The sequence below is a fragment of the Lentzea waywayandensis genome (assembly GCF_900115955.1).
Lineage (GTDB): Bacteria > Actinomycetota > Actinomycetes > Mycobacteriales > Pseudonocardiaceae > Lentzea > Lentzea waywayandensis.
Genome location: NZ_FOYL01000002.1, coordinates 794269 through 808058, shown reverse-complemented (window position 1 = coordinate 808058; position 13790 = coordinate 794269). Strand labels below are relative to the sequence as shown.

Sequence of the window (13790 nt, the reverse complement as noted above, 5' to 3'; positions counted from 1 at the left end):
GGAGTAGCCGCTGTTGCCGGTGGGGCCGCCTCCGCCCGTACCGCTGGTGGGCGGTGCCGAAGGGGGAGGGTTCGCTCCCGGGTTCGGCGCTGGGTTGGGATTGACGTTCCCCTTGGCCATGAGCGGCGATTCTCCAGAACTGCGTCAGAACAAGGCGGGATCGCGGGGATCCCGGCTGTTGGCTGGGACTTACTCTGTCGGCCGGACGGACCGCTCGTGCGCGATGGTCGGGCGCAGAGGCTGGGCCGCGGCACCGCCTGCCGCCTCGTAGCCGACGGTCGGCTGCAGCGGCTCGCTCGCCATGAGCGGGTTGACGCTCTCGTAAACCGGCTGGGCGTCGACGCGCCCGTAGACCTCACGCGGCTGCGACGGCTCGAGAGCGTCGTACGCGTGCGACATCTGCGTGCGCGCGAGCGGCTCGTAACCCGACTGGGCCTGCAACGGCTCGGACGGGGTCTCGGGGCTCGTGTACATCTCACGCGCCTGCATCGGCTGGACGGCCTCGTGCATGGGCGCGCTCGAGGTCATGCTGACGCCGGACGCCATCGTCGAGTCCGAGGCCACCGAACGCGAGAACGCCACAGGAGCCTCAGCCGCCTCCACGCGGGAGAACGCCATAGGTGCCTGAACCGCCTCGGCCCGCTGCATCGGCTGCAACGGCTGCATCGGCTCGGCGGCGTGCATCGCCGTGCGCGCCTGCATGGGCTCGACCGCGTCCATCGCCCGGAGAGCCTGCATCGGTTGTGCCGGCTCGGTCGCGGACACCGCCCGGAGAGCGTGGGTCGGCTGAAGGGGCTCGGTCGCGTCCATCCGCTTGAGGGCCTGCATCGGCTCAGCGGCTTCTGTGCGCCTGAGGGCCTGCATCGGCTCGGCAGCCTCTGTCCGCCTGAGCGCCTGCATCGGCTCAGCTGCCTCCGTGCGCCTGAGAGCCTGCATCGGCTCGCCCGCTTCCGTCCGCCGGAGCGGAGCGTTCGGGAGCGTTGCCTGCGCGAACCCGTCCTGCTGGACGGTGCCGATGCGGGCGTTCGCGAGCGTGGCCTGCGCGGTGCCGTCCTGCTGGACGGTGCCGACACGGGCGTTCGCCAGCGTCGCGCTCGCGGTACCGGTCGCGTCCGCGGCCGTCTTGCCTCCGGAGGCGCCGGGCGGGGTGGTGCCGTCACCGCCGCCGCCCTGGTTGGCCGCGACCGCCTCGTCGATCTTCTTGTTGACGCCGTCCTGGGCCTTGTAGCCCTCGTAGGCGATCTCGGCGACGTCGGCGGAGTTCTCGAAGCGCTCCCAGCCCTTGCTGACCTTCTTCATGATGTCGTCGAGGTCGCCGATGCGCTTCATCTGACGGCCCAGGGCCGCGACGACGCGGGCGACGCGGGACGCGATGTTCACGCCCAGCGCGACGGCCTTGCCGACCGCGAAGCCGGCGAAGATCGGGATCGAGGCGCCGAAGGTCGGGATCATGGCGGCGGCCGCGAGGATCGCGCCACCGATCAGCGAACCGATCAGCTGGGCGATGAGGTCGCGGACGATGTCGCGCAGCACCGTGACGAGCATGCCCATGATCGCGACGATCTTGGCCTTGGACTCGACGGCGTTCGCGAGGTCGTCGAGCTCCTGGCCCATGCCGTCCATCGACGTCTTGAAGCGCTCGGACGACGCGCCCGTCCAGCCGTCGAACGTCGCGAGCCCGCTCTTGTGGTCCTCGGCCAGCACCCGCAGCTCGGCCGCGCGCGCCTTGTTGGCCTCGACGTTGGCCTGGATCTCCTCCGGGTTGCCCATCAGCTGGTTCAGGGCGTCACGCAGGAACGACACGTGCTCGATCAGCCAGCCGACGCCCGCACCGATGATGCTGCCGAGCGGGTCGATCGCGAGCATCACCGTGGCCGAGGCCGCACCGATGGCGTTGAACGTGATGTCGAGAGCCTTCTCGGTCTCGGACTCCGCGTCCTTGCTGATGCCGTCGATCAGGCTGCCGTAGGCCTCGATGAACAGCGAGCCCTTGAGCTTGTTCTCCTCGGTGATGTTCATCCCGGGAGGAGACGGGAGTGGAGTTTGAGGCGCGGTCATCGCTGTTCCTTACCAGGGGTTGTCGTCGTCGTCATCGTCGTCGTCCGCACGGCGCCGGCCGCGGACGGGCGCCGGCTGCGGGGCCGCCGCCGCGGGCTTGCTCGCCGGAGCGGCCGGAGCGGGTTCCGGCTCGTCGTCGACCTCGTCGTACGGATCGGTGCCCTCTTCGACCTCGTCGTCCGGGATCGAGTCCGAGACCATCTGGTAGGCCTCGGTGCCCTCGCCGAGCGGCTTGAAGAGCTCGAGGACCTGCGTCGCGGCCTGCTTCTGGGCCTTCCGCGCGGTCTCCAGGATCAGCGCGGTGAGCCGGGGTCCGCCCAGCTCGACCGCGCGGTGCCCCAGCTGCAGGTTCTGCAGGCCGCCGTTGGGGCCCACCGTCACGGTCACCGCGCCGTCCTTCGACGTCACGGTGGCGGAGGCCGCCGCGAAGTTCTCCGTGAGGTCCTCCGACTTCTGCTTCAGGTCGGCCAGCTTGGCCTCGTACTCTTCGACCCACTGATAGGGGTTCGCGGGATTCACACGGTCCTCCGGCGGCGGCGGTTCAACTGAGACGCGCTAGTTCACGCGAGCACAGCGTCGATTCGGGTTGCGATGCGGTCGTTGTCGGTCGGCGAGACGCTCATCCAGCCGTCCGAGTTGACCATCAGATAACGGCCCTGGTGGGTGTCGAACCAATTGATCACGACACCCGACCGCTGGCGGCCGTGGGTGACGCCGAACTGGCCACCCGCGACGCGGTTCGAGGCGAGCTCGTCGAACTGCTTCGCGTCCTGGGCGGACAGACCGGCCTGCTGAAGCGCCTGCTGGTCGTCCACCCCGCCGTCACCGAACAGGTCGTCGGCGGGGTCCGTCTCCTGGGCCTCCTGCAACGCGACCGCGTCCTGAAGGGACTGGACCCGGACGTTCACCGCCGTGCCCGGACCGGGCACGGCGTCGGGCAGCACCTTGACGATCTCGCGGGCGATCCCGGTCTCCCGGATCTCCAGCAGTCCGACCCGGTCGTCGTCGATGATCGCCAGCGCGGCGCGCCGGCCGTTGGAAACGGCCAGCGCGCGCACGGTGCGGTCGAGACCGGCGACGGCGTCCACGGACACCTCGTGGTCGTCGAGCAGCCGCAGGAAGTCCTCGAGACGCTGGTTGTCCACGAGCCCGCGTGACCGCAGGTCGTCCATCGTCTTCGTGACGAGCACGCGGCGTTCCTGCTCGGTTTCGCCCTCGTTCGGCACGTCCAGCGGGTACGGCACTCTGCCGAGCCGCAGGTCGTGCCACAACACGTCGAACTCGCGCGGCGAGAGCAGGAACTCGGGCGTGATCACTGCGACTCGGTCCCCTTCTGCTTCTTGACCTTCGCGGCACCGATCACCGACGGAGGCAGGTTCTCACCGGGGACCTCGAACAGGTCGCCGCCCATGATGTAGCTGGCGGAACGGTGTTCCTTGTCGTCCTCGCCCTTGCCACCGCCGGGAGCGCCACCCATCGGCGCGCCACCCATGCCGGCACCGGCGGCCGAAGCACCGCCGGGGCCCATGCCCATCGGCATGCCGCCACGGCCGGCCTGGCCCTGGACACCGGCCGCGCCACCGGACTGCATCGAGCCGCCACCCGCGCCCGCGGCACCGCTCGCGCCGCCGCCGAACGCGCCGCCGCCGCCTCCGGCACCCATCTGGGGGGAGTACGGCATGGGGCCGCCCTTCATGCCACCGCCGCCACCGGCACCGCCACCGCCGCCACCAGCGCCGCCGCCCGCACCACCGGGACCGGTGTAACCGGGCGCCGAGGGGTTGTAGGCCGCGGGACCCTTGGGGTTCTGCGGGGTGTAGTTCGGGTTCGCCAGGTCCTTGCCGACGACCGGCACCTTCGGGATGTTCTGGTTCTGGCCGGTGTTGGACTTGCCACCGGGGCCCATCTGGGGCGTGTAACCGGGCGCGGTCGGCGTGTAGCTACCGCCGCCGCCACCTCCGCCGCCACCGCTGCCGCTGGTGTACGTGCTGCCCGTGTTGCTGGGGCTGTAGCCAGGTGCGGTCGGCGTGTACGCCGCGGCGGTGTTCGTGTTCGTGTTGCCCATCTGAGGCGTGTAGCTGCTGCCACCACCGGCACCACCGCCCGCACCGCCGCCGGCACCGGCACCGGTGTAGCCGGGTGCGGAAGGCGAGTAGGCCGCCGCGGCGGGCTGGTTCACGCTGCCGCCGGCTCCAGCACCGGATCCGCTCTGCTGCCCGGTCGGAGGGGCGGCCGTCGCCGCACCGGCACTGGCGGTCTGGGTGGACATGAGGCCGTCCACGCCGTTGGTGAACGCGGCCGCGCCGGAGCGCGGCATCGCCATCACCGGCTCCTCGACCATGCCGGTGTTCGGGTTGAACGGCGGCTTGAAGGCGGGCGTCGTCGAGTCGATCTGGCGGGAGTTGTTCTCCATGTCGGTCATCACGGTGACCGCCTGGTCGTGCGCCGCGCGCGACGCCGCGTTGGCGATCGCGATGTCGGCGGAGGCCAGCACGAAGGACGGCGTTCCCGGCTGGGACAGCGCGGCCGCGGCCTTGTTCCAGTCGAACTGGATGGGCGGGGGCATCTGCGCTCGCGCGTTCTCCATGACCCGGCCCTGGTCGGCGACCTTGGTGCCGACCTCGACGGCCGTGCGCGCGGTCTCGTCGACCCAGTCCCCGAGCTTCTTCATCGCGGCCCGGGCGGCCTCGGCGGCTCCACCCGTCCACTTCGACTCCGACGCGGTGATGACCGAGTTGATGGTCCGGGACGCCTCGGTCAGCTCGTTGCCGTACTTGCTCCAGTCGGAGCTGATCTGGCCGGCTTGACCGGGGTCGTTGTTGTTGTGCACCGCGGCATAGAGCTCTTGGTGCGATCGGGACGCCCAGTTCTGCGGGTCCGTGAGGACCGGGACGTTCTCGACCTCGCTCGGGTCGGTCTCGGGGGGCATGACCGGCTCGCCTCTCACTCCGTTGGATCAGCTGGCCACAAGATCAGCTGTTACCCATGTGCTTCTTCAGTTCGGCCTGCTGTTCCTCGTCGAGCCTCGTGAAGTTCCCGATGGCTTCGACGATGGAGTTCTTCGTCTGTTCCAGAACCGTGCGGTACGCGGTCATGACGCTGACGAACGAGTACTGCTCACCCTCTGCTCGATGGGTGAACTTGTCGCGCATCTTGTCGCCGACCGGGTTCGCTCCGAGCGGTGCCGGACGGGCGATGCTCGAGTTGGCGCGTTCGATCCACGAGTCGACCTGGTCGATCTGGGCCTGGAACTGCTTGCGGAGTTCCTCGCCCGCGGTCGGGTCGATCTGCACCTGACCCGAGCTGACGGTGTCGCCGAGCGGGACAGCCTTGTTGTCACCGACGATGTACATGCGGGCAGTATCGGGGGTCTTTTCGTGCATCGCTCACTTTGCCGCGCACGAGTTACCAATTGAGATCCGCGTTCACAATGCGTTGCCACGGACGGAAACGGGCCACGATCCGGTGAACGTCGTGTAACGGGGTGATCGTTTGCCCTGGTTGTGGGAGCGCTCTCGGTGTGCTGCCCGTTCGGGCTCCCGATCTCTGTTCACATCCCTGGAACGGCCCTTGACGTGGGCCTACTGTGACGCGAATCACGTAGGGCATTCTCTGGAATTTAGGGCTTTCTTGAGGTCGGTCACAGCCAGGTTCGTCGATCACCGGATCGGCTGAATCGGTCGACCGGCAACGAGAACGCGGGCGCACTCCGGAGAGTACGCCCGCGATGCCCGGTTTGGATCATTCTTGTGCGCTGGGACGCACTGCTCTCAGGCCAGCACCGCGTCGATCCGCGTCGCGATCCGGTCGTTGTCGGTGGGCGACAGGCTGAGCCAGCCGTCCGAACGCACCATCAGGTAGCGGCCCTGATGGGTGTCGAACCAGTTGATGACCACGTCGGCCCGATGGCGTCCGTGCGTGACGCCGAACTGGCCACCCGCGACCCGGTTCTGCGCGAGCTCGTCCATCTGCCGCGCGTCCTGCGCGGACAGCCCGGCCTTCAGCAGCGCCTCGCGGTCGTCGAGCTCCTCGTCGGCCGCACCCCACGGGTCCTCGGAGTCCTCCTCCTGCTCGGCCTCCTGCAGCGCCACGGCCTGCTGCAACGTCTCCAGCCGCACGGACAGCGCGCTGCCGGGCCCCGCCACCCCCTGCGGCAGCACCCTGACGATCTCGCGGGCGAGAGCGGTGGACCTGATCTCGGAGAGGCCGACGTTGTCGCCGTCGATGACGGCCAGCACGGCCTCCGTCCCGCTGGCGGCGGCCAGCGCCCGGACGGTCCGGTCGAGCCCGGCGACGGCGTCCACGGACACCTCGTGGTCGCCGAGCACCCGCAACAGGTCCTCCAGCCGTGCGTCGTCGGCGATGCCGCGCCGCCGCAGCCCGGCGATCGTCCTGTCCTGCAGTGCTTTGACGTCCTGCTCGGTCGCTCCTTCGCTGGGCACGTCGAGCGGGTACGGCATTCTGCCGAGCCGCAGCGTCTGCCACAGCACCTCGAACTCGCGGGTCGACAGCAAGTACTCGGGCGTGATCACGAGTGCTCGGAACCTTTCTGCTCTGCCTGCTTTGCGCGCAGTATCGGGCAGAATTGGGCCAACCGTTCCTGATCGAGCGAATACGTACCCGGTTGAGACGAATGTTCACAATCTGTCGCGGCGGGCGGAAACGGGCGACTTCCGGGCGAACGGAACCTGTGCGCACGCTTGTTTTCCCAGGTTCTGGGAGCGCTTTCAATGCGTGACCTGGGCAGACGCTCTCTGCCCGTTCACACGTCCCCGCGGCGGCCATTCGGCCGATTGGACGTGACCCAAATCACGTCGCCTGGGCGGTCCTGCGATGTGAGACGCGCTCTTGCGGTGGGTAACTAGCTTCGGACGCATGATCTCTCGGCGCGGTGTGCTCCTCGCGGCAGGACTCTCGGTGCTGCCTTCGGTGCTTCCCTCCAGGGCCCTGGCGGCCCCCGCGATCGTGAAACCTTTGCCCGGCACGGACTTCATCGTGCACGGCACCAACGCGGAAACGCGCTGGGAGGCCCTGCGCGGCACCGGCTCGCTGACGCCGGCCTCGAAGTTCTTCGTCCGCAACCACACCTCGACACCCCTGCTCGACGCCACCTCCTGGCGGCTGGAGATCCACGGCTCCGGAGTCGAACGCCCGTTGTCGCTCTCCTTGCGGGACCTGCGTTCGCTGCCGTCGTGCTCGGTGGAGGCGGTGATCGAGTGCGCCGGCAACGGCCGCGGCTTCTTCACCACGCAGCAGGGCCAGACCGTGTCGGGCACGCCGTGGAAGCTCGGCGCGGTCGGCAACGCCCGGTGGCGAGGAGTGTCGCTCGGACTGCTGCTGCGGCTGGCGGGGCTGCGCCGGTCCGCGGTCGACGTGCTGCCCGCCGGCCTGGACGCGGAGTACGTGACCGGCGGCGTCAATCTGGGGCGGGTGCGGCGTCCGCTGCCCGTGTCGAAGGCCCTCGACGACGTGCTGGTGGCGTACGAGATGAACGGCGTCGACTTACCGCCCGACCACGGTTTCCCGGCGCGGCTGGTGGTGCCGGGATGGGCCGGGATCGCGAGCATCAAGTGGCTGGGATCGCTGGAGGTCGCGGCTTCGGCACTGCACTCGCCCTGGGACACGCAGTACTACCGGTTGCTCGGCCCCGCGTATCCGGCGGAGGGGACGCTGGTGACCTCGCAGGTCGGCAAGAGCGCCTTCGAACTCGGGTGGGGCGCCGTGGTGCCGGCCGGGCGCCAGGTGCTGACCGGGCGCTCCTGGTCGCCCGGCGGGGTGCGGAAGGTCGAGGTGTCGACGGACGGGCGGTCGTGGCGGCGGGCCACGCCGGTGTCGCGCGGCGGGTGGACCCGGTGGCAGGTGCCGTGGCAGGCGACCGCGGGGGAGCACGTGCTGCGGGCGCGGGTGGACGGGCAGCCGGACGAGTCGCCGTACAACACGCAGGGCTACCTGTTCGGGGCCGTGGTCAGGCATCCGGTCACGGTGGCCTGATCGTTCGTGCTCTCAGTAACTTCAGTGTCGACCAAAATCAGGTCTCGCGCCGATGCGTCGACCGATGAGTCCGTTGCCGGATGCGCAAACCAGCACGGGCGGTCTGGGCGGCTCCCGGTTCGACCTTGGTGACCCCGGCCGACAAGCTCGCCGTGCTCGGCAAGGCGCATCCGCAGGTGTGAAGATCGGCGGGTGACTGTCTCCCCGTGGGCGCCCCTGCGCCGCAGCGCGTTCCGTGCGCTGTGGCTCGCCCAGTTCGCCTCCAACATCGGCACGTGGGCGCAGACGGTCGGTGCCCAGTGGCTCATGGGCGACCTGGGCGGAAGCGCCCTCCAGGTCGCGCTCGTCCAGACCGCCACGACGCTGCCGGTGTTCCTGCTCGTGGTGCCGTCCGGGGCGCTGGGCGACATCCTCGACCGGCGGCACGTGCTGATCAACGGCCAGGCGTTGATGCTCGCGGGAGCGGGCGGGCTCATGGTGCTCGCGGGCACGGACAAGGCGACGCCGGCCAGCCTCCTCGGACTGCTGGCGCTCATGGCGATCGGGCAGGCGCTGTCGATGCCGTCGTTCCAGGCCATCCAGCCGGAACTGGTGTCGCGCGAGGAGATCCCGCAGGCCGCGCTGCTCAACGGCGTCAACATGAACGTCGGCCGCGCGATCGGGCCCGCACTGGGCGGGTTGCTGATCGCGCTGGCGGGGTCGGAGGCGACGTTCGCGTTCAACACGGTGAGCTTCTTCGGTGTGCTGATCGTGCTGTCGCGGTGGAAGCGGCCCTCGGATCACCGCCCGCTCGGGACCGAGCACATCACGACCGCCATGCGGACAGGCGCGCGGTACGTGGCCAGTTCGCCGTTGTTCCGGCGCGTGCTGACGAGGCTGACGTTGTTCATCGTGTTCGGCAGCGGGTTGTGGGCGCTGCTGCCGGCGATCGCGCGCGGGCCGCTGCGACTCGACGCCAGCGGGTACGGCGTGCTGCTCGGCAGTGTGGGCGCGGGGGCGATCGGCGGCGCGTTCGTGGTGCCGAAGTTGTTGCAGCGCATGAGCAAGAACCGGATGGTGCTGCTCGCGACGTTCGTCTACGCGGCGGCGACCAGCACGGCGGTGCTGACGCAGAGCTTCGCGCTGGTGATCGTGGCGATGTTGCTGACAGGCGCCTGCTGGATCGCCACGCTGTCGACGTTCAACGCCCTCGCGCAGATCCTGCTGCCGGCGTGGACGCGAGCGCGGGCCTTGGCCTACTACCAGCTGATCCTCATGGGCGGCCAGGCGCTCGGCGCGGTCGTCTGGGGCGTGATCGCGGACGCGTACAGCCTCAAGGTCGCCATGATCGTGCCCGCCGTGGCGATGGTCGTGCTGGCCGTCGGCGCGACGAGGTGGCTGCCGCTGCACGACCGCCCGCTCGACGTCAGCCCGGCGACCTACTGGGAGGAACCGCCGGAGATCACCGACACCGACGCGGGCCCGGTGCTGGTCACGGTGGAGTGGCCGGTCGCGCCGGAGAACGAGGACGCGTTCATCGACGCCATGCAGCGCGTCGGCAGGGCCCGGCGGCGTACGGGCGCCACGATGTGGGGGTTGTTCCGGGACACCGAGAAGCCCGAGACGTTCCTGGAGACCTTCACCGTGGCGACCTGGCAGGAACACCTGCGCCAGCACGTCGAACGCGGCACCGTCGTGGACCAGCAGAACCAGGAGACGGCACGTGCGCTGGCCAAGGGACCCGCGCACGTGCGGCACCTGCTGTTCGCTGAACCGACCAAGCCGGACTAGGCGTTCGGACCTTCTCCGTCAGCGTGCGGCGGTCGCCGCGAACGCTCCCATAGCTGCGCGCTATGAGCGGAAGGGATGATCGCGGGCCGACTGGCGATGTGACGCTCTGGGACACCTCAGACCCCTGCGGAGGACCCCAATGAGATCACTCGCGCTCGTCCTGGCGCTGTTAGCCGGGCTGCTCGCCCCTGCTACGGCCCAAGCCGATCCCGGCACGCCGAACAGCCCGTTGCTCCCACCCGAGACCACCAGGAACGTCCTTCACCCCGCGCCCGAGTCGACGATCTACGCGGCCGCGACCGACTACCCGGCCGAACTGCGCGCGTTGACCCGCGTGCTGGACAACTACACCAGCGCAGATGACGCCGCGGTGCACGCGGGCATGCTGCTGCTCTACTACGGCCACGGCTACCCGGAGTTCCTGGCGGCGGTGTGGGCCGACCCGGAGGTGCTGCGGGCGCTGTACCGGTTCGTGGTGGGGCACCTGGACCTCTTCGGCACCGACCGTCAGTACCTGGTCCAGAACGCGACCCGCGAACTGGGAAGGTTCTTGCAGCACAACGACATCGCGCCCCGCGTACGTCCATCACTGGCGGACATGGCCGCACGCGGTGACGTCGTCGGCCGCCTCGCCCCGCTGTGGGTGGGCGTCGCGGAGATGGTCGACTGGTACGACAAGGCGAACTGCCGCCGCTACAACACCTGCGACTTCCGCACGAAGATCGACCGCCGCGTGCTCACCGTCCGGCACACCTGCAGTGCCACGCTGAAGATCCGCGCCCAGCAGCTGACGCGGACCCAGCTCCGCCAGACCTGCGCGTCGCTCGCCGGTCAGGACGCGGCCTTCCACCGGGTCGTGCGCGATCCGGGACCCGTCGCCGGTGACCAGAACACGGCGCTGGAAGTCGTCGTCTTCAACACCAGCAACGACTATCGGACCTACGCCGGGGTGCTGTTCGACATCTCCACCAACAACGGAGGCATGTACCTCGAAGGCGACCCGGCGCTGAACCAGGCGCGGTTCATCGCACACGAGGCCGACTGGCTGCCGACGTTCGCGATCTGGAACCTCAACCACGAGTACACCCACTACCTCGACGGCCGGTTCGACATGCACGGCGACTTCGAGGAGAACATGACCACGCCGACGGTGTGGTGGATCGAGGGCTTCGCCGAGCACCTCTCCTACAGCTACCGCGGCGAGGTCTACACCGACGCGCTGACCGAGGCGAAGAAGCAGACCTACGCGTTGAGCACGCTGTTCGACACCACGTACGACCACGACACCAAGCGGGTCTACAACTGGGGCTATCTGGCGGTCAGGTACCTCGTGGAGAAGCACCCGGCGGACGTCGCGGCGGTGCTGGCCGACTACCGCGTGGGGGACTGGGCGGGTGCCCGCGACCACCTCACGCGGGTGATCGGCAACCGCTACGACTCCGACTGGTACGGCTGGCTCAGTTCGCTGAAGTGAGTGCCGTGCCGCGTTCCTCCCACCACGGCCGGAACACCGGACTGGCCAGGGCCTGGTCCGCGTAGGCACCCAGCACCTCGGCGTACACGCGGCTGGCCTGACTCCAGGTCAGCCGCTCACGCCGCCACGCGAACACCAGCCGCATCCGCATCGGGGCCCCCGCCAGCGGCCGCACCGCCACCCCCGGACCACCCTGCGACGTCGGCTCGACCAGCTGCACCGCCTTGCCCGCCGCGATCAGCTGACGTCCGGCACCGCTCGGCACCTCGAACCGGACCCGTGGCACGAACCCCACCGCCCGGCAGGCCGCGCGCAACGCCGTCAGCGACCCGTCCTCGGCGCCGGGCGGACCGACCCACGCCTCGCCGGCCAGGTCGGCGAGTTCGACCTCAGAACGTTGAGCCAACGGATGCGCAGTGGGCAGAGCGATGTACACCGGCACCCACGGCACGACGACCCGCTGTGCCACCCCGCGCGGCAACCCCAGGTCGCCCTCCTCGTCGACGGCGATCACCGCCGCGTCCAGGTGCCCGTTGGCCAGCGCCAGCGCGAGGCCCGTCGAGGAGGGATCGACCACCAGCGTGACGTCGTCCAGCACCTCTTCGAGCCGGGAGTACAGAGCAGCCACGCACTCCATGTGCACGGATCCGAACCGGACGGGTCCGCCGCGGCCCGCCGTGTCCGAGCCGAACGCCTCCAGCTCCACCAGCAGCAACCTGGCCCGTTGCAGCATCTGCGCGCCCAGCGGAGTGGGAACGGCGCCGGAGCGGCCGCGGTCGAACAGCGTGCCGCCGACCATGCGCTCGACCCGTTGCAGCAGGGTGGTGAGCGACGGCTGGGAGATGCCGAGCTGCGTCGCCGCGCGGGAGAGGCTGCCCGCGTCACCGATGGCGCAGATCGCCCGCAGGTGCCGGATCTCCAGTTCCATAGGGCCAGGCTATACGCGTTCCGCGGTCAGCAGGAGCGGTCGCGCTGGGCGTCGGCCGGCGAGAACTCCAGGCGCACGTCGTTCGAGCGGGGCAGCACCAGGGCTACGCCATCACGGCTGTTCCACCCCTTCGGCAGCAGGAAGCTCTGGCCGCCCGACTGCAGGACCAGGACCAGCCCGTCGTAGCGGAACTTGTACGCCGTGTCCGCCGCGGTGCACGTGGTCATGGTGACCCCCGGTCCGCGAACGCCGATGTCCTTGGTGGTGAACACGACCGTCTCCGGCATGCCACCGAGCTTCGTCTCGTACTCGTAGCCCCTGGCGTCCCCGACCGCCGCCGAGTAGTCGGTGACCGCCCAGAACAGGCCGATGCTCGCGAGCACGAACGTGAACGTCCACTGGATCACCGGCACGACGCCCGCCACGTGCTTGCCGGACCGTGTCGCGTGGAGGTGTTCCGCCACCGGGAACAGGATCACGCCGAGCGCCACGCACAGGCCGGGCAGACCGGGCACCGCGTAGAGCAGGGTGGGCACCGCCAGGCCGGCGAGCCCGAGCAGCAGGAGCACGCCGCCGAGCGACACCAGCACCGGAACGGCGCGCCGGGTCAGGGCGCGCCACGTCCTCGGTGCCAGCGCGGAGTGCAGGAACCGGTAGCCCCACAGCGTCGCGAGCCCCATGGCCGCCAGCACCGTCAGCGGGACGAACATGCCGTCCGAACTGCGGATCAGGTAGTCCGGCGCGGACAGGCCGAGCACGGAGTAGTGCACGCCGAACCGCCGGCAGAAGTACGTCGCGTGCCGGGTGCCGAAGTAGAACAGCAGAGCGGTCAGCACGGTGGTCGGCGCGAGCAGGGAACCGAAGACCCGCAACCCCTTCGACGGTGCCTCGTCCCTGGGCCTGGCGGGGGCCGGGCGCACGGTCAGCTCCCGGAGCACAGGTCGTTGGTGATCCTGAACGTGATCTTGCCGCCCCTGTACAGGGGATCGGGCACCGAGATGCCACCGTCGACGATGTAGCAGTCCCGCGTGTCGTCGCTGGACGGATCGATCACCTCGGCGTGTCCGACGCACGGCGCGTCGCCAGGGCAGATCTTCGCCACCTCCTCCTCGAACCTTTCCCAGACCTCGGGGAAGTACTGGCCGTCCTGCTCTTCGATGGATCCGCGCAGGCCCGAGGGGAGCACCCATCGATCCGGAGATTTCGGCGTTGGTGTCGGCTTCGTGGTCGTCGTCGTGGTGCGGGGCGGCGTTCTCGGCGATGTGGTCGTCGTGGTTGTCGCCGGATCGGTGCCGGTAGTGGGGATCTCTGCGGTGGTCGTGACCTCGGTGCGTGGCACTGGCTCAGAAGTGCCGGGTGACGGCGGCTGGCCGCAGGCGGCGAGCGTGGCGGCGGCCAGGAGACAGATGACGGTTCGGCGGTTCATGGCGGATGCCTCCTCTGGGAGGCAGATGCCTGCCGCCGGCCGACGGATACACCCGCCGCGTTCCATAGCTCGAAGCTATGGCCAACTGGGATTGGCGAGATCGCTCCGACAGGAGGAAGGGTGGAAGGAAGGACAACTCTGGA

Annotated in this window: 12 protein-coding genes; 3 read left to right on the top strand and 9 right to left on the bottom strand. The window is 69.7% G+C overall.

Annotated features, from left to right (window positions below):
- Nucleotides 1–189: 189 nt before the first annotated feature.
- The 6 genes from BM417_RS08630 to BM417_RS08605 form a co-directional block, all read right to left on the bottom strand.
- Nucleotides 190–2019, bottom strand: coding sequence for a hypothetical protein (locus BM417_RS08630; protein ID WP_093589707.1), 1830 nt, complete (start codon nucleotides 2017–2019; stop codon nucleotides 190–192).
- Nucleotides 2020–2067: 48 nt separating this feature from the next.
- Complete coding sequence (locus BM417_RS08625; RefSeq protein WP_093589704.1) at nucleotides 2068–2577, bottom strand: YbaB/EbfC family nucleoid-associated protein; 510 nt, start codon at nucleotides 2575–2577, stop codon at nucleotides 2068–2070.
- A 41-nt stretch (nucleotides 2578–2618) separates the two neighbouring features.
- Nucleotides 2619–3374, bottom strand: a complete 756-nt coding sequence (locus tag BM417_RS08620; RefSeq protein ID WP_093589701.1) for an ESX secretion-associated protein EspG — start codon at nucleotides 3372–3374, stop codon at nucleotides 2619–2621.
- Nucleotides 3371–4987: a PPE domain-containing protein gene (locus BM417_RS08615; RefSeq protein WP_093589698.1), complete on the bottom strand. Its 1617-nt coding sequence runs from the start codon at nucleotides 4985–4987 to the stop codon at nucleotides 3371–3373. The genes BM417_RS08620 and BM417_RS08615 overlap by 4 nt, the downstream gene beginning before the upstream one ends.
- Before the next feature lie 43 nt (nucleotides 4988–5030).
- On the bottom strand, nucleotides 5031–5411 hold the full coding sequence (locus BM417_RS08610; RefSeq protein WP_093589695.1) for a hypothetical protein: 381 nt from the start codon (nucleotides 5409–5411) through the stop codon (nucleotides 5031–5033).
- A gap of 417 nt (nucleotides 5412–5828) precedes the next feature.
- The gene (locus BM417_RS08605) at nucleotides 5829–6590 is read right to left on the bottom strand and encodes an ESX secretion-associated protein EspG (protein WP_093589692.1); all 762 of its coding nucleotides are present in this window, start codon (nucleotides 6588–6590) and stop codon (nucleotides 5829–5831) included.
- 343 nt (nucleotides 6591–6933) lie between these two features.
- Between BM417_RS08605 and BM417_RS08600 the strand changes: the two genes are divergently transcribed.
- The 3 genes from BM417_RS08600 to BM417_RS08590 all read left to right on the top strand — a co-directional run bounded on the left by BM417_RS08600 (nucleotide 6934) and on the right by BM417_RS08590 (nucleotide 11293).
- On the top strand, nucleotides 6934–8049 hold the full coding sequence (locus tag BM417_RS08600; RefSeq protein WP_093589689.1) for a molybdopterin-dependent oxidoreductase: 1116 nt from the start codon (nucleotides 6934–6936) through the stop codon (nucleotides 8047–8049).
- A 192-nt stretch (nucleotides 8050–8241) separates the two neighbouring features.
- Nucleotides 8242–9819 carry an MFS transporter gene (locus BM417_RS08595; RefSeq protein WP_093589686.1) on the top strand — a complete coding sequence of 526 codons (1578 nt, stop codon included), beginning with the start codon at nucleotides 8242–8244 and terminating at the stop codon, nucleotides 9817–9819.
- 139 nt (nucleotides 9820–9958) lie between these two features.
- The gene (locus BM417_RS08590) at nucleotides 9959–11293 is read left to right on the top strand and encodes a collagenase (RefSeq protein ID WP_093589683.1); all 1335 of its coding nucleotides are present in this window, start codon (nucleotides 9959–9961) and stop codon (nucleotides 11291–11293) included.
- Here the strand turns inward: BM417_RS08590 and BM417_RS08585 are convergent.
- The 3 genes from BM417_RS08585 to BM417_RS46690 are packed head-to-tail and all read right to left on the bottom strand — an operon-like array spanning nucleotide 11277 to nucleotide 13713.
- Nucleotides 11277–12221, bottom strand: a complete 945-nt coding sequence (locus BM417_RS08585; protein WP_093589680.1) for a LysR family transcriptional regulator — start codon at nucleotides 12219–12221, stop codon at nucleotides 11277–11279. The genes BM417_RS08590 and BM417_RS08585 overlap by 17 nt on opposite strands.
- A 26-nt stretch (nucleotides 12222–12247) precedes the next feature.
- Nucleotides 12248–13141: a hypothetical protein gene (locus BM417_RS08580; RefSeq protein ID WP_143138563.1), complete on the bottom strand. Its 894-nt coding sequence runs from the start codon at nucleotides 13139–13141 to the stop codon at nucleotides 12248–12250.
- 2 nt (nucleotides 13142–13143) lie between these two features.
- Complete coding sequence (locus BM417_RS46690; protein ID WP_177320337.1) at nucleotides 13144–13713, bottom strand: hypothetical protein; 570 nt, start codon at nucleotides 13711–13713, stop codon at nucleotides 13144–13146.
- Nucleotides 13714–13790 lie beyond the last annotated feature (77 nt).

What these genes read in the sequence shown, in the direction of transcription:
- BM417_RS08590 (WP_093589683.1), top strand. Translation starts at nt 9,959, where the DNA reads ATGAGATCACTCGCGCTCGTCCTGGCGCTGTTAGCCGGGCTGCTCGCC.
- BM417_RS08585 (WP_093589680.1), bottom strand. Translation starts at nt 12,221, where the DNA reads ATGGAACTGGAGATCCGGCACCTGCGGGCGATCTGCGCCATCGGTGAC.
- BM417_RS08600 (WP_093589689.1), top strand. Translation starts at nt 6,934, where the DNA reads ATGATCTCTCGGCGCGGTGTGCTCCTCGCGGCAGGACTCTCGGTGCTG.
- BM417_RS08630 (WP_093589707.1), bottom strand. Translation starts at nt 2,019, where the DNA reads ATGAACATCACCGAGGAGAACAAGCTCAAGGGCTCGCTGTTCATCGAG.
- BM417_RS08610 (WP_093589695.1), bottom strand. Translation starts at nt 5,411, where the DNA reads ATGTACATCGTCGGTGACAACAAGGCTGTCCCGCTCGGCGACACCGTC.
- BM417_RS46690 (WP_177320337.1), bottom strand. Translation starts at nt 13,713, where the DNA reads ATGGAACGCGGCGGGTGTATCCGTCGGCCGGCGGCAGGCATCTGCCTC.
- BM417_RS08615 (WP_093589698.1), bottom strand. Translation starts at nt 4,987, where the DNA reads ATGCCCCCCGAGACCGACCCGAGCGAGGTCGAGAACGTCCCGGTCCTC.